Source organism: Kitasatospora sp. NPDC093679, from assembly GCF_040683455.1.
Taxonomy (GTDB): Bacteria; Actinomycetota; Actinomycetes; order Streptomycetales; family Streptomycetaceae; genus Kitasatospora; species Kitasatospora arboriphila.
The window spans coordinates 1-20,802 of the sequence record NZ_JBFBDW010000084.1; the positions used below are offsets into that span (position 1 = coordinate 1).

Here is a 20,802-nt window from a genome sequence, read left to right on the forward strand (position 1 = left end):
GCTCCACACCTACAATCACCACCGCGGACACACCGCACTCGCAGGCAAGCCACCCGCCAGCCGCGTCCCCAACCTCACGGGTCAGAACACCTAGGCGTTCGCCCGACGGCGGATCAGTGCGCGGCATCCAGCCGTGCCCGCTGGTCCGCCGTCAGCTCCAACTCCACGGCCGCCAGGCTCTCGTCCAGCTGCGCCACCGAGGACGCCCCCACCAGCGGGATCACCGGCACCTCGCCGCCGATCAGCCAGGCCAGCACCACCTGGTTCGCCGTCGCGCCGGTCTCCGCCGCGACCTCCCGCAGCACCGCCAGCCGCTTCGCCGTCCCCGCGTGGTCGAAACCCTCGCCCAGCGGCTTGTCCGACCGCACGTAACTCCCGCCCAGCAGCGGCGAGTACGCCACCATGGCCAGCCCCGGCTCCGACCGCAGGTAGCTCAGCACCTCGCCGCCCGCCACCCCGACCGAACCGTCCGCGGACCGCAGCGTCGGCAGATCGGTGCGGTGCCGCAGATAACTGTGGTGGTACTGCAGCACCTCCCACCCCGGCAGTCCGGCCGCGGCCGCCAGCGCCCGGCCGCGTTCCACCCGCCACATCCAGTGGTTGCTCACCCCGAGCAGACCGACCGAGCCCTGTGCCGCCAGCGACCCGAACGCCTCGACCGTCTCGGCGAGTTCGGTCCGCGGGTCCTCGATGTGCGCGTACAGCAGGTCGATCCGGTCCGTGCCGAGCCGCTCCATGCTGCGCTCCGCCGACTCCCCGACCGTCTTCGCCGACAGGCCCTCGACGTCCGGGGTGAATCCCCGCGACGGCGCGAGCGGCCGGGCCCCGAGCTTGGTGGCGATCACCACCTGGTCACCGATCCCGCGGCTGCGCCGCCACCGGCCGAGCAGCGCCTCGCTCTCGCCGCCCTGCGAACCCTCCACCCAGAACGCATAGTTGTTCGAGGTGTCGACGAAGGTGCCGCCCGCCTCGACGAACCGGTCCAGCAGCGCGAAGGAGGTCCGCTCGTCCACCGCCGTGCCGAACAGCATCGCGCCCAGGCTCAGCACGCTCACCTCGCGGCGGGTCGACGGGTCGGTGCCGATCGTGCGGTACTCCATCGCTGCTCCTCGGTTCTCGCCTGCCCCTTGCGGGAACGAACGGTTCGGAGTCTGGTGGTTGGAGTGCACGCGAAGTCAAGGCCGGCAGGCGGACGGTGGAGGGAACCCGCAGGTGCGCTACCGTCGTCCGACCCACCGGGGCGGCCGCCACCGCGGCCGCCCGACCCGCACCCGGACGGAAGGCAGGCCCGCAGCCGTGTCCCAGCACCACCCGCACCACGTGCAGCAGCAGAGCGGACCGCCGCCGCGCCCCGGCCGGGCCTGGTGGTGGCTGCCCGAGCACGAGCGGCGCCGCCGCCGGGAGCAGCGCCGCGCCCGCGAGGAGTGGAAGCGCCGCAACAAGCGGACGAAGGGCGACAACGACTGCTGCGACGCCTGCGACTGCCTCGGTGAGATCGCCGACCCCTGCATGATCGCCCTGATCCCGATCATGTTCGCCTCGGTGCTCAAGGCCGCCGTCGGCCGCGGCCACGGACGGAGTGCCGCCGACCCGGCCGCCCCCGTTCCCGCAGGGCCGCTCGCCGCCGGCCTCTACGACGCCGTCCGCTTCTACCGCACCCGGATCAGCCCCACCCGGGCGGCGTGCTGTCCCTACACCCCGTCCTGCTCCACCTACGCCGTCCAGGCCCTGCACCGGCACGGGGCGGTGCGCGGCAGCCGCCTCACCGCCGGCCGCCTCCTGCGCTGCCGCCCGGGCACGCACGGCGGCCACGACCCCGTTCCCGGGCGCTGAGCCCCGCGGACCGGCAGGCCGGTCGGATGGTCACCGTCGACGACGTGCGCCGCCTGGCGCTCTCCCTGCCCCGGACGGAAGAGGCGCTGGTCCGCGACCGGGTCAAGTTCCGGGTCGGGCGGATCGTCTACCTCGCCTTCAACCGCGACGAGTCCGTCCTCGGCTTCGCCTTCCCCAGGGAGGAACGGGCCGCCCTGATCGCCTCCGCCCCGGACACCTTCCTGCCGCCCGACCCGGCCGACGAACGCTTCAACTGGGTCCAGGTCAGGACGGCGGCCATCGACACCGACGAGATGCGCGAACTCGTCCTGGACGCCTGGCGCATGGTCGTCCCCCGCCGCGTCGCCGACGAACACCTCGGCGGGGGCGGCTCCTAGTGCCGCGGCCGTCCCACTGACACCGTGGAGGGAACACGTCGGGTCGCCCGGCCTCCTCAACGCAAAGAGGCGGATCGCGATCCGAAGATCGTGATCCGCCTCTGTCGGTGTCCGAGGGGGGACTTGAACCCCCACGCCCGATAAAGGGCACTAGCACCTCAAGCTAGCGCGTCTGCCATTCCGCCACCCGGACGGGGTGTGTTGCCTCAGGGTTTCCGTTTCCTTCGCCCCCTGGCGACAGAGAGAACATTACCAGGCCGTGGGAGTGCTTCTCACCTGCGTTTCTGCCGCTCGGGGCGGAGGGCGCGGAGCGAATCGGGCATAGGTGTGCGAATCGCCTTCAAAGGGGCATCGGCGGCCGTCGATCCGGAGGGGCTCACTCGGGTCGCCGCGCTCCTCCTCCCGGGCGCCGGCACCTCCGGCCCGTGGGCGGGCGGCGGGCGGCGGGCCCACCCGTCGACACGGTGCGGCTGCGCGGCGTCCTCGGTCCCGTGATCGGGCCGGCGGCGCCGGTCGGCCGGCCGGGCGGCCCGCACCCCGCGCCGGGCCGCAACTGCGCACCGCCCCGTGTTCGGAGGTCCGGCCTGGTCAGCATCGGTGCGGGCCGCCGGCCGGTGCCCGGTGGCCGGTCGGCGGCAGTGGGGGAGCCGTGCGGCGGTGAACCGGCGGCGCCGGCGGGTGCGGGCGGTCCGGTCGCGGGGTGGGGTCGTGCCGGAGCGTACGCGGCGGCCGTCGGGCGCCCCGGCGGATGCCCCGGCGGGCGTGGAGAGCCCGGTGTCCGCCCGTGCTGATCTGGGAAAACCTCCCACAGCGTGACCGATCCGCTGGTACAACGAATCGTGACCGGGCCGAAGTGGTCCGATCGCGTTCGCATGTGGTCTGAACAGTTCACCCGCCGCCAGTTTCCAGTCCCTGGGCCAGTGGCCGACGGGTGCTCTCCTAGCCTCTGTGGACCAAGGGAGCCTTGAGCGGAACGCCCGATTCCCGAGAGGCCGCCGGCCCGCGCCGCCGTGCGTACGGCTCGCGGCAGAGCCTCCCGTCACGATGCGAAGGGTGGCTTGACGTGGAACAGACCAGCGGGGCGGCCTCGAGCACTTCGACGGACCCCGGCTCCCCGGACGGGGCCGCGGCCAGACGGCCGGGCGTCGGCCCGGAACCGGGCGTCTGGCGGTTCGTCGCCGATGCGCAGGAGGCCGCCGTCCCGCAGACCCGCCACGCGGTCCGTGACCGCCTCCTCGCCCAGGGCATGGCCGGCGAGCGCTACCAGGAGCTGATCGACGACCTGCTGCTGATCGTCTCCGAGCTGGTGAGCAACGCGGTGACGCACGCCGCCGTCGTCTCGCCCCGCCTCAGCACCGAGCTCGCCATCGGCGAGGGCTGGGTGCGCATCGCGGTGGAGGACCTCCACCCGTACCGGCCGAAGGCGCTGGAGAGCGACCTGGGCAACCTCGGCGGACGCGGCCTGCTCCTGGTGAAGAGCGTGACCCTGCAGGCGGGCGGCACCTGCGACGTGGAGCGGACCGAGGGCGGTGGCAAGGTCATCTGGGCCTCGCTGCCGCTGCCGGCCCCGCGTGCGGCGGAGCCGGACGGCCACCTCTGGTGACGTGCGGCGGGCCCGGAGCGGTGGAGACCGTCCGAGCCCGCTGCGGGAGGTCTACCAGCCGCGTCCGGTGATCTCCCGGATGCCCGGCCGCGCGGCCTCGAAGACCGTCCGGAACCAGGCGGAGAACGGCTTCTCCGCCTCCAGCTCCTTCAGCTCCTCCTCGGTGACGAAGCGGGTCTCGGCGATCTCGTCCGGGTCCGGTGCGAGGTCGGCGGTGACCAGGCCGACGAAGAGGTGGTTCCACTCGCGCTCGATCAGGCCGGAGGCCTCGTCCGGCAGGTCGTAGCGGACGGTGCCGGCCTCGCAGAGCAGGGCGGGGGCGGTGCCGAGCTCCTCCGCCGTGCGGCGGGCGGCCGCGACGAAGGGCTGCTCGCCCGGGTAGGGGTGGCCGCAGCAGGTGTTGGACCACACGCCGGGGGAGTGGTACTTGCCGAGGGCGCGGCGCTGGAGCAGCAGCCGGCCCTGCTGGTCGAAGAGGAAGACCGAGAACGCGCGGTGCAGCCGGCCCGGCTGCTGGTGGGCGGAGAGCTTCTCCGCGGTGCCGATGGTGAAGCCGTCGTCGTCGACCAGTTCCAGCAGGATCTCGGTGGCGGACTGCGCGGCACCGCCGGCGCCCGCACCGGGGCCTCTGTCGAGATCCGTGTCGATCTCCGGGAGGAGGTGCGTCCGGCTGGTCGACGAGATGTCGGACATGGGGTCCCCTTCGCAAGTGGCGTCGGGCCCCAAGTCTGCCGCATGCTCCGGGGTCCGACGGCCGCGACGCACGTGGGGCCCGGGAAGGGGCGAATGACCGGACGACGTGTTCGCACCCTGACCGAATTCGTCGCGCCGCCTTCACCTTGTGTCCGTTCGAAGGTCGTGCGTACGCCCGATGTTCCGCCCCTCAACGGCTTGAATGCCGGGCTCGCCGTCCGGAATGATGACCCGCACGACCGGTGGTCGAACCGGCCGCCGACCGTGGTGCCACGCCGCCCGCCCGCACTGCCGGGTGCCCGCGCGCGGCGCCCCGTGGGGCCGGGGATGCCCCGTTTCGGGGGCAAACGGGCCGTCCGGTAGCCTCAACCGGTGCGCCGGGCCCCGCAGGGCAGCGCCGCCACCACACCCCGTCCCACCGCTCGCCGTTGCGGCCGGAACCCCGTCCGTACCGTCGAACGTTCGCACCGTCAGGGAGTGAGTCCCGCTGTCCACTGTGATCGTGACCGGCTCCGAGCCGTCGGCCGTCCCGGGAGCCGGCGACCCGCTCCCGCTCAGCAGCACCGGTGGGTACGGGACGGCCGCCACCGCCACCGTGACCACGGTGCCCATCCCGGCCCAGGCCGACCGCGCCGCCTCCGCGGACCGGGCCGCCGGCCGCACCGCCGTCACCGCCCCCGGTCCGCTCGCCGCCGACCTCGCGGCGATCGGCTTCGGCCGGATCCTGCACGCCCGGGACGCCGTCGAACTCGCCGACCTGCTCGCGGCCGCCGACCCGGCCGAGCGGATCGCCGTCATAGACGCCGGCTTCGTCGGCCACCGGCACGCCCTGCGCCTGGCCCTCACCGACCCCCGCTTCCCGGCCGGCGCCGTCCCCGGCGCCGTCGCGGTCAACGGCAGTGTTGCCCGCGAGGCCCTGGTCACCGCCGCCCACGGCCTCACCGGCCACGAGCCGAACCTCCCGGACGCCCTGGCCGGCGCCGTCCAGCGCGGCGGCATCCCCGTCCAGCGCCCGGAGCTCGGCACCCTGGTCGCGACCGTCCCCGCCACCGCCGACGAGCTGGCCGCCGCCCGCGCCGCCGTCGCCGAGGTCGACGAGGAGGCGGTGCGGCTGCGCCGCGCGGTGAAGGCCCGCGACGGCTTCTTCACCACCTACTGCGTCAGCCCGTACTCGCGCTACATCGCCCGCTGGTGCGCCCGCCGCGGCCTCACCCCGAACCAGGTCACCACGGCCTCGCTGGTCACCGCGCTCGCCGCGGCCGCCAGCGCCGCCACCGCGACCCGGCCCGGGTTCGTCGCCGCCGGTCTGCTGCTGATCCTCTCCTTCGTGCTGGACTGCACCGACGGGCAGCTCGCCCGCTACTCGCTGCAGTACTCCACGGTCGGCGCCTGGCTGGACGCCACCTTCGACCGGGCCAAGGAGTACTCCTTCTACGCGGGCCTCGCGATCGCGGCCACCCGTACCGGCGACCACGTGTGGGCGCTCGCCCTGGCCGCGATGGTGCTGATGACCTTCCGGCACAGCGTCGACTTCGCCTTCATGGCCGCCGACCAGGAGACCGCCCGCAACCCCGCCACCGCCGGCAGCAAGGCGCAGGCGGCGAACTCCAGCCCCACCGCCCAGCTCTCCAACCGGCTCGACCGGGTCGGCTGGACGGTCTGGGCCCGCCGCATCGTCGTGCTGCCGATCGGCGAGCGCTGGGCCCTGATAGCCCTGCTCACCGCGTTCACCACCCCCCGCACCACGCTCACCGTGCTGCTGGTCGGCTGCGCCCTGGCCTGCTGCTACACCACCGCGGGCCGGGTGCTGCGCTCGATCAACCGGCGCCGTCCGCGCGCCGACCAGGCCGCCCGCGAGGTCGCCGTCCTCGCCGACGGCGGACCGCTCGCCGAGCTGCTCGCCCCGCTGCTGCGCCCCGTCGCCCGCCGGCTGCCGGGCCTCGCCGTCCCGGTGGTCGCGGCGCTCGCCTCGGCCGGCCTGCCCGTCGCCGTCCACCTGCTCGGCGGCACCTGGGCCTCGGTCGGCGCCGCCGCCGGCTACGTGCTGCTCAGTTCGCTCGTCCTGGCCAGGAAGCTCGACGGCGCCCTGGACTGGCTGGCCCCCGCGTTCTTCCGAGCCGGCGAGTACCTGACCGTCCTCGCGCTCGCGCTGCGCCTGGACACCGCCTCCCTCCCGGCCGCGTTCGGGCTGGTCGCGGCCGTCGCCTACCATCACTACGACACGGTGTACCGCCTCCGCGGCGGCACCGGCGCGCCGGCCCGCTGGCTGGTTCGCGCGACCGGCGGCCAGGAGGGGCGGGCCCTGCTCGTCACCCTCTTCGCCGCTCTCGTGTACGGCGGCGCCCCCACCGGGGCGGTCGGGCACGAGGGGCCCGGAGCTGCCGCCCTGCAGGGCGGTCTGGTGGCCCTGGCCGCCGTCCTGGCCCTGGTCGTCGTCGCCGAGTCCATCCACTTCTGGGTGTTCGGCGACGCCACGGCAGAACACGACGAATCAGGAGACACCGCATGATCGGCCTCGTCCTGGCCGCCGGCGCAGGCCGCCGGCTCCGCCCGTACACCGACACCCTGCCCAAGGCGCTGGTGCCGGTCGACGGGGACCGGACCGTCCTGGACCTCACCCTCGGCAACTTCGCCGAGGTGGGGCTGCGCGAGGCCGCCGTCGTGGTCGGCTACCGCAAGGAGGCCGTGTACGACCGCAAGGACGCGCTGGAGCAGAAGTACGGCGTCAAGCTCACCCTGGTCGAGAACGACAAGGCCGAGGAGTGGAACAACGCCTACTCCCTGTGGTGCGCCCGCGAGCTGTTCGGCGAGGGCCTGCTGCTCGCCAACGGCGACACCGTGCACCCGGCGTCCGTCCAGCGCACCATGCTCGACGGCAACGACCGGATGGCCAAGGAGGGCGGCGCCCCCGGCATCCTGCTCGCCCTGGACACCGTGAAGAAGCTCGCCGACGAGGAGATGAAGGTCGTCGTCGACCCCGCCCTCGGCATGCGCCGCATCACCAAGCTGATGGATCCGGCCGAGGCGACCGGCGAGTACATCGGCGTCACGATCATCAACCCGTCCGCCAAGGACGCCCTCGCCGACGCCCTGCAGGCCACCTTCGAGCGCGACCCGCAGCTCTACTACGAGGACGGCTACCAGGAGATGGTGAACCGCGGCCTGCGGATCGACGTGCAGCCGATCGGCGAGGTCTCCTGGGTCGAGGTCGACAACCACGACGACCTGGCCCGTGCGCGGGAGATCGCGTGCCAGTACTGACCCGGCTGCTGCCCTCGCCGGTCTTCGTGGAGATCCGCGCGGGCGCCCTCGACGCGCTCGGCGGCATCCTCGCCGACCAGCGGCTGTCCGCCTCCGGGCGGATAGCGGTGGCGATCAGCAACGGCTCCGGCGCGGTGCTCCGGGAGCGGCTCGAACCGCTGCTCCCGGGCGCCGCCTGGTTCGAGGTCGCCGACGGCACCCTCGACGCGGCCGTCCGGCTCGCCGACGAGATGCGCGGCGGACACTTCGACGCGCTGGTCGGCCTCGGCGGCGGCAAGATCATCGACGCCGCGAAGTACGCCGCGGCCCGGGTCGGCCTGCCGATCGTGGCGGTCGCCACCAACCTCGCCCACGACGGCATCTGCTCACCGGTCTCGATCCTCGACAACGACGCCGGGCGCGGCTCCTACGGCGTGCCCAGCCCGATCGGGATCGTGGTCGACCTCGACGTCATCCGCAGGGCGCCGCAGCGCTTCGTCGCGGCCGGAATCGGCGACGTCATCTCCAACATCTCGGCCTGCGCCGACTGGGAGCTGTCGAACCGGGTCACCGGCGAGCCGGTCGACGGCCTGGCCGTCGCGATGGCCCGCTCGGCCGGCGAGAACCTGCTGCGCCACCCCGGCGGCCTGGAGGACGAGGACCTCCTGATGGCCCTGTCGGAAGCCCTGGTACTGTCCGGCATCGCGATGAACATCGCCGGCAGCACCCGGCCCTCCTCGGGCGCCTGCCACGAGATCTCGCACGCCCTGGACGTGCTGTACCCCAAGCGGTCCGCCCAGCACGGCGAGCAGGTCGGCCTCGGCGCCGCCTTCGCCAGCCACCTGCGGGGCGAGCACGAGCTGACCGGTCTGATCGTGGAGCGCCTGGCGAGCCACGGACTGCCGGTGACCGCGGACCGGATCGGCTTCACCGAGGCGGAGTTCACCGAGGCGGTGCACTACGCCCCGAACACCCGCCCGGGCCGCTTCACCATCCTGGAACACCTCGACCTCTCCCCATCGGACATCAGGGACGCGTACGCCGACTATGTCAAAGCAGTCCACCGCTGACTCCCCCTCGGCCGCCCCGGTCGACCTGACCCGCCGCCCCTCCGTCGAGGAGCTGCGGGCCGTCATCCACCCCGAGGGGATGCTCCAGCGCCGCAGCGCCGAGCACTGGGCCGGCCGGCTCTACATGCGGAAGATCTCGCTGCGGATCACCCGCGTGCTGAGCACCGTCACCTGGATCACGCCCAACGGGCTGACCTACCTGATGATGTTCACCGGCATCCTGGCCGGCGCCGCCCTGGTGATCCCCGGCATCACGGGCGCCGTCCTGGGCGCCCTGCTGATCCAGGTCTACCTGCTGCTCGACTGCGTGGACGGCGAGGTCGCCCGCTGGCGCCGGCAGACCTCGCTGACCGGTGTCTACCTGGACCGCGTCGGCCACTACATGTCCGAGGCCGCGCTGCTCACCGGCCTCGGCCTGCGGGCCGCCGACCTGTTCCACCAGGACGGCACCGCCACCGCCTGGCAGTGGGCCTTCCTCGGCACCCTCGCCGCGCTCGGCGCGATCCTGATCAAGTCGGAGACCGACCTGGTCGACGTGGCCCGCGCCCGCAGCGGCATGACCGCCGTCGAGGACAGCGCCTCGGTGCCGCGTTCCTCCGGCGTCGCCAAGGCCCGCCGGGCCGCCTCGCTGCTGAAGTTCCACCGCCTGATCGGCGCGGTCGAGGCCTCGCTGTTCATCCTCGCCGCGGGCATCGCGGACCAGGTGCACGGCGGTATCTTCTTCACCCGCCTGGCCGTGGTGGTGCTCGCCGCGATCGCCATGCTGCAGACCGTGCTGCACCTGCTGAGCATCGTCCTGTCGAGCAGGCTGCGATGAGCGACGCCCTGCGGCTCGGAGCCGTCATCATCACCCAGGGCAACCGCCCGGCGGAGCTGAACGCCCTGATCGAGTCCGTCCGGGCCCAGGACGGCCCGCCGGTGGAGCTGGCCGTGGTCGCCAACGGCGCCCCGCTGCCGCCGCTGCCCGCGGACGTCCGCACCGCCGAGTCGCCGGAGAACCTCGGCATCCCCGGCGGCCGCAACGTCGGCATCGAGCTGTTCGGCCCGGACGGCCGGGACGTCGACGTGGTGCTCTTCCTCGACGACGACGGCCTGCTGCCCAACCGCGACTCCGCGGAGCTGCTGCGCCGGGCCTTCGCGGAGGACCCGCGGCTCGGCATCGTCTCCTTCCGGATCGCGGACCCGGACACCGGCGTCACCCAGCGCCGGCACGTCCCCCGGCTGCGCGCCAGCGACCCGCTGCGCTCCTCCCGGGTGACGACCTTCCTGGGCGGCGCCAGCGCCGTCCGCACGGCGGTCTTCCCCCAGGCCGGACAGCTCCCCGGCGAGTTCTTCTACGCGCACGAGGAGACCGACCTGGCCTGGCGCGCGCAGGACGCCGGCTGGGCCATCGACTACCGGGCCGACGTGGTGCTGCACCATCCCACCACCTCGCCGGCCCGGCACGCCTCGTACTTCCACAACGTGGCCCGCAACCGCGTGTGGCTGGCCCGGCGGAACCTTCCGGTCCCGCTGGTGCCTCTCTACTTGGGAACCTGGTTCCTGCTCACCCTGGCCCGCCGCCCGTCCGGTGACGCGCTCAAGGCCTGGCTGGGCGGATTCCGGGCCGGCTGGGCGGAACCCTGCGGTCCGCGACGGCCGATGCGATGGCGTACTGTATGGCGACTGACCCGCCTGGGCCGACCGCCGATCATCTGATCGCTGCCACCGGCAAGCCCCCCTGCCGGTCGAATCAAACTCCGTGATCAAGGACGAATGTGTCGACATTGAGTGACCCGCTCAGCCTCTCGGCCCCGAGGGGCGCCGACGCGGGCCTGACCCCCCAGCAGCTCGTGGCCAAGTACGGTCTGACGGTGAGCGGGGCGCGGCCACCGCTGCCCAAGTACGTGCAGCAGCTGTGGTCCCGGCGCCACTTCATCATGTCCTTCGCGACCGCCAGGCTGGTCGCGCAGTACAGCACGGCGAAGCTCGGCCAGGTCTGGCAGGTCGTGACCCCGCTGCTGAACTGCGTGGTCTACTTCCTGGTCTTCGGCCTGATCCTCTCGGGCAGCAAGTCGATCGGCAACTACGTTCCGTGGCTGTGCATCGGCGTCTTCATCTTCCAGTTCATCCAGACCGCGGTGCAGAGCGGAACCCGCTCGATCTCCGACAGCCTGGGCCTGATCCGGGCGCTGCACTTCCCCCGCGCGTGCCTGCCGATCGCCTTCACGATCATCCAGCTGCAGCAGCTGCTGATCTCGATGGTGGTGCTGATCGGCATCGTGCTGGCCAGCGGGATCACGCCCGGTCTGAGCTGGCTGCTGGTGATCCCGGCCATCGCCCTGCTGTGCCTGTTCAACACCGGCATCGCGCTGGCCATGGCGCGCGTCGGCGCGAAGACCACCGACATGGCGCAGCTGATGCCGTTCATCCTGCGCACCTGGATGTACCTCTCGGGCGTGTTCTACAGCATCGAGAACAACATCAAGTCCTGGCCCAAGTGGATCCAGCTGGCCGCGGACGTGAACCCGGCCTCGGTCTACATGGACCTGGTCCGGTTCGCGTTCGACCCGAGCATCGACAACCGTCACTCGCTGCCGCCGCACGTCTGGGCCGTGGCGATCGCCTGGGCGCTGGTCGCCTTCGTGCTCGGTTTCGTGTTCTTCTGGAAGGCGGAGGAGGAGTACGGCCGTGGCTGACACCGCAACGACCAACGTTCAGGAGGCGGCTCCGGTGGACGCCCAGCACGCCCGCGTGCCCACCGTCGTCGTGGACGACGTCCACATCGTCTACAAGGTGCACGGCGCGGGCTCCGGCCGCGGCAGCGCCACCTCGGCGCTGAGCCGGATCATCTCGCGCAAGCGCTCGCCCGCCATCCGCGAGGTGCACGCCGTCCGCGGCGTCAGCTTCGTGGCGTACAAGGGCGAGGCGATCGGCCTGATCGGCTCCAACGGCTCCGGCAAGTCGACCATGCTGGCCGCCATCGCGGGCCTGCTGCCGACCGAGGCGGGCGGCATCTACACCAACGGGCAGCCCTCGCTGCTCGGTGTGAACGCCGCGCTGATGAACGACCTGACCGGCGACCGCAACGTGGTGCTGGGCTGCCTGGCGATGGGCATGTCCCCCGCCGAGGTGCGGTCCCGCTACCAGGACATCGTCGACTTCTCGGGCATCAACGAGAAGGGCGACTTCATCACCCTGCCGATGCGCACCTACTCGTCCGGCATGGCGGCCCGCCTGCGGTTCTCCATCGCCGCGGCGAAGACGCACGACGTGCTGCTGATCGACGAGGCGCTGGCCACCGGTGACCAGAAGTTCCAGAAGCGCTCCGAGGCCCGCATCCGCGAGCTGCGCAAGGAGGCCGGCACGGTCTTCCTGGTGAGCCACAACAACAACGCGATCCGCGACACCTGCGAGCGCACCATCTGGATCGAGAAGGGCGAGCTCGTCATGGACGGGCCGACCGACGTCGTGGTGAAGGCGTACGAGCGCGGCGAGCGCCCCTGAGGGGTCCGCGGCGATCTCGCCGAGGCCGGTGCCGGGACTCTCCCGGCACCGGCCTCGGCGTGATCGGACGCGGTGCCCGGTACGCGTGTCCGAAGGGGACCGCCGGGCGGAGCGGTGTAGAACGGGGGAGTGACGGCAGTGGTGGCTTCGGCCAAATCAGACAATCAGACAGACGGCGCCACGTTGCGGAAGGCGGACCTGGAGAACTTCCCGGTCGCGCCGTCCTTCCTGCCCGCCGCCTGGCGCACCGACCTGATGGCGGTCTACGGCTTCGCCCGGCTGGTCGACGACGCCGGCGACGGCGACCTCGCCGAGCCGGAGCGGGTGGCCGCGCTGCTGGACGTCCCGGTCGTCGCCGACCGCACCGCCTTCCGGCTCGGCCTGCTGGACGGCCTGGAGCGCGACCTCGACCGCGCCTTCGAGACCGCCCTCGGCCAGGGCGGCGAGCCGCCCCGCCACCCGCTGATGAAGGCGCTCGTCCCGCTCGCCGACCGCCACCCCGTCACCCCGGAGCCCTTCCGCCGTCTGATCGAGGCCAACCGCGTCGACCAGACCACCACCCGCTACGCCACCTACCGCGACCTGATCGGCTACTGCACCCTCTCCGCCGACCCGGTCGGCCGGCTGGTGCTCGCCCTCGCCGGCGTCGCCACCCCCGAGCGGATCGTCCTCTCCGACGCGATCTGCAGCGGCCTGCAGGTCGTCGAGCACATCCAGGACGTCGCCGAGGACCTCGGCCGCGGCCGGATCTACCTGCCCGCAGACTCCCTCGAACGGTTCGGCGTCACCGAGGACGACCTCGCCGCGCCGACCGCCGGTCCGCGGGTGCGCGAGCTGATCGCCTTCGAGGCCGAACGGGCCCGGACCCTGCTCGACCGCGGCGCACCGCTGGTGGGTACGGTTCACGGGAGGCTACGGCTGCTGCTCGCGGGATTCACCGCGGGCGGGTACGCGGCCCTGGCGGCCGTCGAGGCCGCCGGGTACGACGTGCTCGCCCGGCAGCCCAAGCCGGACAAGCGCCGCCTGGCACTGCGGGCGGCGGCACTCTTCGCGAAGGGAAGGTGAACGCCCGAGTGGCGGCATCCCCACTGGCGTCGGCGCCGGTCATGGCGGCCTACCGGTACTGCGAGGCGGTCACCGCGCTGCAGGCCCGCAACTTCAGCTACGGCATCCGGCTGCTGCCGGAGCCCAAGCGCCTCGCCATGTCCGCGCTCTACGCCCTGGCCCGCCGGGTGGACGACATCGGCGACGGCGACCTGCCCGAGGACCGCAAGGCCGAGCAGCTGCTGCGCACCCGCGAGCTGCTGGACGAGGTGCGGGCCGGCGCGGTCGGCGAGGACGACACCGACCCGGTCAAGGTCGCCCTCGCGGACGCCGCCCGGCGCTTCCCGATCCCGCTCGGCGGCTTCGACGAGCTGATCGACGGCGTCGAGATGGACCTCAAGGGCGTCGAGTACCGGACGTACGAGGACCTCAAGGTCTACTGCCGCTGCGTCGCCGGCGCCATCGGCCGGCTGTCGCTCGGCGTGTACGGCTGCGAGGACCCGGAGCTCGGCGCGCACTACGCCGACACCCTCGGCCTCGCGCTGCAGCTCACCAACATCCTGCGCGACCTGCGCGAGGACGCCGCCAACGGCCGCACCTACCTGCCCACCGAGGACCTCGTCCGGTTCGGCTGCCAGGAGGGCTTCGCCCTGTCCGAGCCGCCGGTCGGCGCGGACTTCACCGGGCTGATCGCCTTCGAGGCGCAGCGGGCCCAGCAGGCCTTCGAGGAGGGCCTGCGGCTGCTGCCGATGCTGGACCGCCGCAGCCGGGCCTGCACCGCCGCGATGGCCGGCATCTACCACCGCCTGCTCGGCCGGATCGCAGCCGAGCCCGGGTCCGTCCTGCGCGGCCGGGTCTCCCTGCCGGGCTGGGAGAAGGCGTACGTGGCGCTGTCCGGGCTCGCCGGAGGGCGTTCTTGATTCTTCCGCCAGTTATGTCACGCTGTGTCAACAGGGAATCACGGGCATATGCGGTGATGTTGTCCACGAAACGACGGCGAGACCAGGGCAGGGGGTGGCACCGATGACCGCACGGACGACGGCCGAGCGGTCCACCGCCGTCGTGGTCGGCGGAGGGCTCGCCGGCATCACCGCGGCCCTGCGCCTCGCCGAGGCCGACCACCGGGTCACCCTGCTGGAGACCAGACCCCGGCTCGGCGGCCTCGCCTTCTCCTTCCGCCGCGGCGACCTGGTCGTCGACAACGGCCAGCACGTCTTCCTGCGCTGCTGCACCGCCTACCGCGGCCTGCTGGACCGACTGGGCGCGGGCCGTCTGGTGGATCTCCAGCCGCGCCTGGACGTCCCGGTGCTCTCCGTCGCCCACGACGGCCGGCGCACCTTCGGCCGGCTGCGCCGCGCGGGCCTGCCGGTGCCGCTGCACCTGGCCGCCAGCCTCGCCGGGTACCCGCACCTCGGCCCGGCCGACCGGCTGCGCGTGGTGCGCGCCGCCCTCGCGCTGCAGGCGCTCGACCTCGCCGACCCGGCGCTGGACGGGATCTCCTTCGGCGCCTGGCTGCGGCAGCACGGCCAGACCCCGGCCACCGTCGCGGCCCTGTGGGACCTGGTCGGCGTCGCCACGCTGAACGCCACCGCCGAGCAGACCTCGCTGGCGCTGGCCGCCATGGTCTTCAAGACCGGCCTGCTCTCCGACCCGGGCGCCTCCGACATCGGCATGGCCAACGTGCCGCTCGGCCGGATCCACCACGACGCCGCCCTGGCCGAGCTGGAGCGCCTCGGCGTGCAGGTCCGGCTGCGCACCCGGGCGGCCGAGATCAAGCCCGCCGACCGGCACGGCGTCCGGCTGGAGGACGGCGAGCTGCTCTCCGCCGACACCGTGGTGCTGGCCGGCGCGCAGGAGTCCGCGGCGGCCCTGCTGCCGCCGGGCGCGATCCGCGACCAGCAGCGGATCGCCGGGCTCGGCCACGCGCCGATCCTGAACGTGCACGTGGTGTACGACCGCACCCTGCTGCGCCGCCCGTTCTTCGCCGCGCTGGGCTCGCCCGTGCAGTGGGTGTTCGACCGGACGGCCCATTCGGGCCTCGACGTTCCCGGCGCCCAGTACCTGGCGCTGTCGCAGTCCGCGGTGCAGGCCGAGATCGACCTGCCGGTGGCCGAGCTGCGCGAGCGCTACCTGCCGGAGCTGGCCCGGCTGGTGCCCGGTGCCCGCGAGGCGGAGGTGCTGGACTTCTTCGTCACCCGCGAGCGGACGGCCACCTTCGACCCGGCCCCCGGCACCGCCCCGCTGCGGCCCGCCGCGGCCACCGACGTGCCCGGCCTGCTGCTGGCCGGTTCGTGGACGGCCACCGGCTGGCCCGCCACCATGGAGAGTGCGGTGCGCAGCGGCCACGCCGCCGCGGACGCAGCGCTCGCCCGCACCGGTCGGCGGCTGCCCGCCGACCGCGGCGACGGACGGTGGCCGCGATGACGCCGCCCCGCCGGACGACCATTGACACCGCACCACGCCTGGCGCCCACGGCGGCCGGGCATCCGCACGGAGAGGGAACGTACGTGGAGGCTCGCACCCAGGGCGTCGGCTCGGTGAAGGACACCCCGTCGGTGCTGGACCTGCTGGCACGCGGCCGGACCATGTGCACCCCGTCGCTGCGGTCCGCCGTCGCCCGTTTGGCCGCACCGATGGACACCGTCGGCGCCTACCACTTCGGCTGGATCGACCGGGACGGCCGGCCCGCCGCCGGGGACGGCGGCAAGGCCGTGCGGCCCGCGCTGGCGCTGCTGTCGGCCGAGGCGGCCGGTGCTCCGGCCGAGGCCGGCGTGCCCGGAGGCGTCTCGGTCGAGCTGGTGCACAACTTTTCGCTGCTCCATGATGATCTGATGGACGGTGACGAGACCCGGCGGCACCGGGCCACCGCGTGGACGGTCTTCGGACCAGCCCAGGCGATCCTGGTCGGCGACGCGCTCGCCACGCTGGGCACCGAGGTGCTGCTCGACGCGGCGGTCACGGGCGGTGCGACCGCCGCGGACGCCGCACGCGCCGTCCGGCTGATCACGACCGCCACCCGCAAGCTCATCGACGGCCAGGCCATGGACGTCGCCTTCGAGCAGCGCGACGTGGTGACGGTGGAGGAGTGCCTGGAGATGGAGGGCGGCAAGACCGGCGCCCTGCTCGCCGCCTCCGCCGCGATCGGCGCCGTGCTCGCGGGCGCCGACGACCGGGTCTCCGACGCGCTGCAGCGCTACGGGCACCACCTCGGTCTGGCCTTCCAGGCGGTGGACGACCTGCTCGGCATCTGGGGAGCGACGGAGGTGACCGGCAAGCCGCACTGGGGCGACCTGCGCCAGCGCAAGAAGTCGCTGCCGGTGTGCGCCGCGCTCGCCGAGGGCGGCGCCGCCTCCCGCAAGCTCGCCGACCAGCTGGCCGACCCGCAGGGCCGCGGCGAGGAGAGCGAGCAGGTGCTCGCCGCCCGCGCCGGGCTGATCGAGGAGGCCGGCGGCCGGGCCTGGACGCAGGACGAGGCCCGCCGCCGGCACCAGACCGCCCTCGCCGCACTGGACGAGGTGCCGATGACCGACGAGGTGCGCGAGCACTTCGTCGCACTCGCCGAATTCGTGGTGGTACGAGAGAGGTGACGTGAATTGACAGCAACCGCGGGCGGCCGGCTCGACCCCGAGTACGATTCCGAGCCGGTCGCGGTGGGTGACCGCCCTCCCGACCGGGTGGCCGATCGCCAGGTGCCGCTGCCGGACGGCCTCGTCCCGCCCCCCGAGGAGGGGCGGGCGGCCGACGGCCGGACTCCGGTAGGACGATCGGACGATGTGCCCGTCGAGGCGGCACTGGCCCGGGCCACCGCCCACCTGCTGTCACTGCAGAACCCCGACGGCTGGTGGAAGGGCGACCTGGAGACCAACGTCACCATGGACGCCGAGGACCTGTTACTGCGTGAGTTCCTGGGCATCCGCACCGCGGACCAGACCCGGGCCACGGCAGCCTGGATCCGCTCGCAGCAGCGCGCGGACGGCACCTGGGCGACCTTCCACGGCGGGCCTCCCGAACTGTCCACCACCGTCGAGGCGTACGTCGCCCTGAGACTCGCCGGGGACGACCCCGGCGAGGAGCACATGCGGTCCGCCGCCCGCCACGTCCGCGAGCACGGCGGCATCGCGGCCACCCGGGTCTTCACCCGCATCTGGCTCGCCCTGTTCGGCTGGTGGCCCTGGCAGCGCCTCCCCGAACTACCGCCGGAGATCCTCTTCCTGCCGAGCTGGGCCCCGCTCAACATCTACGCCTTCGGCCAGTGGGCCCGGCAGACCATCGTCCCGCTGACCGTGGTCTCGGCCCACCGCCCGGTACGCCGGGCCCCGTTCGACCTCACCGAACTGCACACCGACCCGGCCGACCCGTACCCGGCCCCGCCGCTGGCCCCGGCCGCCAGCTGGGAGGGCCTCTTCCAACGCCTCGACCGGCTGATGCACCACTACCACCGGTACGCCGTGCGGCCGCTGCGCCGCAGCGCGCTCGCCCGGGCCGGCCGCTGGATCGTCGACCGCCAGGAGGCCGACGGCTGCTGGGGCGGCATCCAACCGCCCGCCGTCTACTCCCTGATCGCCCTGCACCTGCTCGGCTACAAGCTCGACCACCCGGTGATGAAGGCCGGACTGGCCGCCTTCGACGGCTTCACCGTGCACACCGAGGACGGCAGACGCTGGCTGGAGGCCTGCCAGTCCCCGGTCTGGGACACCTGCCTGGCCACCATCGCGCTGCGCGACGCCGGGCTGCCCGCCGACGACCCGGCCGTCGTCCGGGCCGCCGACTGGATGCTCGACGAGGAGATCACCACCCGCGGCGACTGGTCGGTCAAGCGGCCGAGGCTGGCGCCCGGCGGCTGGGCCTTCGAGTTCCACAACGACACCTACCCCGACATCGACGACACCGCCGAGGTGGTGCTGGCGCTGCGCCGGGTCGCCCACCCGGAGCCCCCGCGGCTGAACGGAGCCGTGGAACGCGCCGTCCGCTGGTGCCTCGGCATGCAGTCCCGCGACGGCGCCTGGGGCGCCTTCGACGTCGACAACACCAGCCCGCTCCCCAACAAGCTGCCGTTCTGCGACTTCGGCGAGGTCATCGACCCGCCCTCGGCCGACGTCACCGCCCACGTGGTGGAGATGCTGGCCGAGGTCGGCGGCGCCGCCGACCCGCGGGCCCTGCGCGGCATCGCCTGGCTGCTCGACCACCAGGAGGAGGACGGCTCCTGGTTCGGCCGCTGGGGCACCAACTACATCTACGGCACCGGTTCGGTGCTGCCCGCGCTGGTCGCCGCCGGGATCCGCGGCGACCACCCGGCCGTCCGCCGGGCCGTGCACTGGCTGGAGAGCCGGCAGAACCCGGACGGCGGCTGGGGCGAGGACATGCGCTCCTACGACGACCCGGCCACCTGGGCCGGGCGCGGCGACTCCACCGCCTCGCAGACCGCCTGGGCGCTGATGGCGCTGCTCGCCGCCGGCGAGGCACCGGACGGCCCGGGCAGCGGCAGCGAGGCCGTGGAACGCGGCGTCGCCTGGCTGGCCCGCACCCAGCGCGCCGACGGCACCTGGGACGAACCGCAGTTCACCGGGACGGGCTTCCCGTGGGACTTCTCGATCAACTACCACCTGTACCGCCTGGTGTTCCCGGTGACGGCGCTCGGCAGGTACGTGACCGGGCGGCCGCTCGGGGCAGGAGGCGGTGACCGGTGAGAAAACGTCACTTCACCGAGACGGCCGGAGGTGTGCGATGACGGGTGAGCCCCTGCTGGTGCTGTGCGCGCTCGGGCCGGAGGCCTGGGCCCTGCGCGGCGGCGACTGGGCCGGTGCGATCGGCGGCTCGCCCGTCCTGGTCCGCACCGGGATCGGCCGCGGCCGGGCCGGGCAGGTCGCCCGGACCCTGCTCTCCACCGGCGACTACGGCGCCCTGGTGGTCGCCGGGTTCGGCGCCTCCGTCGCCCCCGGCACCGCCCCCGGCGAGGTCATCGTCGCGGACGCCGTCCGCGACTCGGAGGGCGGGCGCTTCGCGCTCGACAGCGCCCCGACCCTCGCCAAGGCCCTGCAGGCCTGCGGTCTGACCACGCACACCGGACTGCACCACACCGCGGACCACGTGGTGCGAGGCTCCCAGCGCCGGGCGCTGCACGCCCGCGGCGCCCTCGCCGTCGACATGGAGGCCGCCGCCGTCCTCGCCGCCCGCGCCGAGATCCGGCCCGAGCTGCCGGCCGCGGTGCTCCGGGTGGTCGTCGACACCCCCGAACGCGAGCTGATCCGGCCCGGCACCCTGCCGGCCGGCGTGCGCGCCTGGCGCGCCCTGCGGGCCGCCGTACCGGCCCTCACCGAGTGGCACCGCCTGGTCGCCACCGCAGCACCCCGTCCACCACAGCCCTCGACACTCCCGCAGGAGGCGAGTTAGCCATGGCCATGCCGCTGCGTCAGTCCGTCCGCGTGTCCACCTACCTGTTGCAGCAGAAGCTCCGGCGCCGTGAGAAGTTCCCCCTGATCGTCGAGCTGGAGCCGCTGTACGCCTGCAACCTGGCCTGCGAGGGCTGCGGCAAGATCCAGCATCCGGCCGGGGTGCTCAAGCAGCGGATGCCGGTCGCCCAGGCGGTCGGCGCCGTCCTGGAGTCGGGGGCGCCGATGGTCTCCATCGCCGGCGGCGAGCCGCTGATGCACCCCCAGATCGACGAGATCGTCCGCCAGCTGGTCGCCCGCCGCAAGTACGTCTTCCTCTGCACCAACGCCCTGCTGATGCGCAAGAAGCTCGACAGATTCACTCCTTCGCCGTACTTCACCTTCACCGTCCACATCGACGGCCTGCGCGAGCGGCACGACGCCTCGGTGGCCAAGGAGGGCACCTTCGACGAGGCGGTGGAGGCGATCCGGGAGGCCAAGCGGCGCGGCTTCCGGGTCACCACCAACTCCACCTTCTTCAACACCGACACTCCGCAGACCATCATCGAGGTGCTCGACTACCTCAACGATGAGCTCAAGGTCGACGAGATGATGATCTCCCCGGCCTACGCCTACGAGAAGGCGCCCGACCAGGACCACTTCCTCGGCGTCGAACAGACCAGGGAGCTCTTCCGCAAGGCCTTCTCCGGCGGCAACCGGCGCCGCTGGCGGCTCAACCACAGCCCGCTCTTCCTGGACTTCCTGGAAGGGAAGGTCGACTTCGACTGCACCGCCTGGGGCATCCCCAACTACTCCCTCTTCGGCTGGCAGCGCCCCTGCTACCTGATGGCCGACGGCTACGTCCCCACCTACCGCGAACTCATCGAGAAGACCGACTGGGACAAGTACGGCCGCGGCAGGGACCCGCGCTGCGACAACTGCATGGCGCACTGCGGCTACGAACCCACCGCCGTCCTCGCCACCATGGGCTCGCTCAAGGAGTCCCTGCGCGCCGCCCGGGAGACCCTGGGTTCCGGCCGGATCAACTGACGCCCCGGGGCCCGCGGCGTGCGCCGGGCGCACGCCGC

19 protein-coding genes and 1 tRNA gene are annotated in these 20,802 nt (G+C 73.3%); 17 read left to right on the forward strand and 3 right to left on the reverse strand.

The annotated features are described in order from the left end of the window. Positions 1-113 precede the first annotated feature (113 nt). On the reverse strand, positions 114-1,100 hold the full coding sequence (locus tag AB0O09_RS37045) for an aldo/keto reductase (RefSeq protein WP_363549788.1): 987 nt from the start codon (positions 1,098-1,100) through the stop codon (positions 114-116). Positions 1,101-1,296: 196 nt separating this feature from the next. On the opposite strand from AB0O09_RS37045, the gene yidD reads away from it, so the two are divergent. Continuing rightward, entirely contained in the window at positions 1,297-1,833 is a 537-nt protein-coding gene (yidD, locus tag AB0O09_RS37050; protein ID WP_344621804.1) for a membrane protein insertion efficiency factor YidD, read from the forward strand. 26 nt (positions 1,834-1,859) lie between these two features. Continuing rightward, positions 1,860-2,210, forward strand: coding sequence for an MmcQ/YjbR family DNA-binding protein (locus tag AB0O09_RS37055; protein ID WP_363549791.1), 351 nt, complete (start codon positions 1,860-1,862; stop codon positions 2,208-2,210). 108 nt (positions 2,211-2,318) lie between these two features. Here AB0O09_RS37055 and AB0O09_RS37060 read toward each other — a convergent pair. After that, positions 2,319-2,403 (reverse strand) — tRNA-Leu (locus AB0O09_RS37060). Positions 2,404-3,273: 870 nt separating this feature from the next. Between AB0O09_RS37060 and AB0O09_RS37065 the strand changes: the two genes are divergently transcribed. Then, on the forward strand, positions 3,274-3,813 hold the full coding sequence (locus AB0O09_RS37065) for an ATP-binding protein (protein WP_363549793.1): 540 nt from the start codon (positions 3,274-3,276) through the stop codon (positions 3,811-3,813). Between the two features lie 51 nt (positions 3,814-3,864). Here AB0O09_RS37065 and idi read toward each other — a convergent pair whose 3' ends face one another. Further along, the gene (gene idi / locus AB0O09_RS37070) at positions 3,865-4,506 is read right to left on the reverse strand and encodes an isopentenyl-diphosphate Delta-isomerase (protein ID WP_363549795.1); all 642 of its coding nucleotides are present in this window, start codon (positions 4,504-4,506) and stop codon (positions 3,865-3,867) included. 724 nt (positions 4,507-5,230) lie between these two features. Here idi and AB0O09_RS37075 point away from each other — a divergent pair. From AB0O09_RS37075 to hpnH, 14 genes are all read left to right on the forward strand, one after another. Then, a complete protein-coding gene (locus AB0O09_RS37075; RefSeq protein ID WP_363549815.1) occupies positions 5,231-7,015 on the forward strand; it encodes a DUF5941 domain-containing protein in 1,785 nt (594 codons plus the stop codon). Next, the gene (locus tag AB0O09_RS37080; RefSeq protein WP_363549797.1) at positions 7,012-7,767 is read left to right on the forward strand and encodes a phosphocholine cytidylyltransferase family protein; all 756 of its coding nucleotides are present in this window, start codon (positions 7,012-7,014) and stop codon (positions 7,765-7,767) included. The genes AB0O09_RS37075 and AB0O09_RS37080 overlap by 4 nt, the downstream gene beginning before the upstream one ends. Next, complete coding sequence (locus AB0O09_RS37085; RefSeq protein ID WP_344621810.1) at positions 7,755-8,816, forward strand: iron-containing alcohol dehydrogenase family protein; 1,062 nt, start codon at positions 7,755-7,757, stop codon at positions 8,814-8,816. The genes AB0O09_RS37080 and AB0O09_RS37085 overlap by 13 nt, the downstream gene beginning before the upstream one ends. Before the next feature lie 79 nt (positions 8,817-8,895). Continuing rightward, positions 8,896-9,633 carry a CDP-alcohol phosphatidyltransferase family protein gene (locus AB0O09_RS37090; protein WP_363549818.1) on the forward strand — a complete coding sequence of 246 codons (738 nt, stop codon included), beginning with the start codon at positions 8,896-8,898 and terminating at the stop codon, positions 9,631-9,633. Next, positions 9,630-10,514, forward strand: coding sequence for a glycosyltransferase (locus tag AB0O09_RS37095; protein ID WP_363549800.1), 885 nt, complete (start codon positions 9,630-9,632; stop codon positions 10,512-10,514). The genes AB0O09_RS37090 and AB0O09_RS37095 overlap by 4 nt, the downstream gene beginning before the upstream one ends. A 59-nt stretch (positions 10,515-10,573) precedes the next feature. Further along, entirely contained in the window at positions 10,574-11,494 is a 921-nt protein-coding gene (locus AB0O09_RS37100) for an ABC transporter permease (protein ID WP_363549803.1), read from the forward strand. Next, a complete protein-coding gene (locus tag AB0O09_RS37105) occupies positions 11,487-12,302 on the forward strand; it encodes an ABC transporter ATP-binding protein (RefSeq protein ID WP_344621813.1) in 816 nt (271 codons plus the stop codon). Before AB0O09_RS37100 ends, AB0O09_RS37105 begins: the two co-directional genes overlap by 8 nt. A gap of 141 nt (positions 12,303-12,443) precedes the next feature. Then, complete coding sequence (hpnC, locus tag AB0O09_RS37110; protein ID WP_363549820.1) at positions 12,444-13,367, forward strand: squalene synthase HpnC; 924 nt, start codon at positions 12,444-12,446, stop codon at positions 13,365-13,367. Positions 13,368-13,408: 41 nt separating this feature from the next. After that, complete coding sequence (gene hpnD / locus AB0O09_RS37115) at positions 13,409-14,266, forward strand: presqualene diphosphate synthase HpnD (RefSeq protein ID WP_363549822.1); 858 nt, start codon at positions 13,409-13,411, stop codon at positions 14,264-14,266. Positions 14,267-14,369: 103 nt separating this feature from the next. Further along, positions 14,370-15,770 carry a hydroxysqualene dehydroxylase HpnE gene (gene hpnE, locus AB0O09_RS37120; protein WP_363549807.1) on the forward strand — a complete coding sequence of 467 codons (1,401 nt, stop codon included), beginning with the start codon at positions 14,370-14,372 and terminating at the stop codon, positions 15,768-15,770. Between the two features lie 161 nt (positions 15,771-15,931). Beyond that, a complete protein-coding gene (locus AB0O09_RS37125; protein WP_359984066.1) occupies positions 15,932-16,933 on the forward strand; it encodes a polyprenyl synthetase family protein in 1,002 nt (333 codons plus the stop codon). Between the two features lie 186 nt (positions 16,934-17,119). After that, the gene (shc, locus tag AB0O09_RS37130; protein WP_363549809.1) at positions 17,120-19,033 is read left to right on the forward strand and encodes a squalene--hopene cyclase; all 1,914 of its coding nucleotides are present in this window, start codon (positions 17,120-17,122) and stop codon (positions 19,031-19,033) included. A gap of 37 nt (positions 19,034-19,070) precedes the next feature. Next, on the forward strand, positions 19,071-19,736 hold the full coding sequence (locus AB0O09_RS37135; protein ID WP_363549812.1) for a 1-hydroxy-2-methyl-2-butenyl 4-diphosphate reductase: 666 nt from the start codon (positions 19,071-19,073) through the stop codon (positions 19,734-19,736). A 2-nt stretch (positions 19,737-19,738) separates the two neighbouring features. After that, on the forward strand, positions 19,739-20,764 hold the full coding sequence (gene hpnH, locus AB0O09_RS37140) for an adenosyl-hopene transferase HpnH (RefSeq protein WP_263106172.1): 1,026 nt from the start codon (positions 19,739-19,741) through the stop codon (positions 20,762-20,764). Positions 20,765-20,802: the final 38 nt, after the last annotated feature.

Coding starts and splice junctions, on each gene's coding strand:
- AB0O09_RS37045 (WP_363549788.1), bottom strand. CDS start 1,100: ATGGAGTACCGCACGATCGGCACCGACCCGTCGACCCGCCGCGAGGTG.
- AB0O09_RS37055 (WP_363549791.1), top strand. CDS start 1,860: ATGGTCACCGTCGACGACGTGCGCCGCCTGGCGCTCTCCCTGCCCCGG.
- idi (WP_363549795.1), bottom strand. CDS start 4,506: ATGTCCGACATCTCGTCGACCAGCCGGACGCACCTCCTCCCGGAGATC.
- AB0O09_RS37080 (WP_363549797.1), top strand. CDS start 7,012: ATGATCGGCCTCGTCCTGGCCGCCGGCGCAGGCCGCCGGCTCCGCCCG.
- AB0O09_RS37090 (WP_363549818.1), top strand. CDS start 8,896: ATGCTCCAGCGCCGCAGCGCCGAGCACTGGGCCGGCCGGCTCTACATG.
- AB0O09_RS37095 (WP_363549800.1), top strand. CDS start 9,630: ATGAGCGACGCCCTGCGGCTCGGAGCCGTCATCATCACCCAGGGCAAC.
- hpnD (WP_363549822.1), top strand. CDS start 13,409: ATGGCGGCCTACCGGTACTGCGAGGCGGTCACCGCGCTGCAGGCCCGC.
- hpnE (WP_363549807.1), top strand. CDS start 14,370: ATGACCGCACGGACGACGGCCGAGCGGTCCACCGCCGTCGTGGTCGGC.
- AB0O09_RS37125 (WP_359984066.1), top strand. CDS start 15,932: ATGTGCACCCCGTCGCTGCGGTCCGCCGTCGCCCGTTTGGCCGCACCG.
- AB0O09_RS37135 (WP_363549812.1), top strand. CDS start 19,071: ATGACGGGTGAGCCCCTGCTGGTGCTGTGCGCGCTCGGGCCGGAGGCC.
- hpnH (WP_263106172.1), top strand. CDS start 19,739: ATGGCCATGCCGCTGCGTCAGTCCGTCCGCGTGTCCACCTACCTGTTG.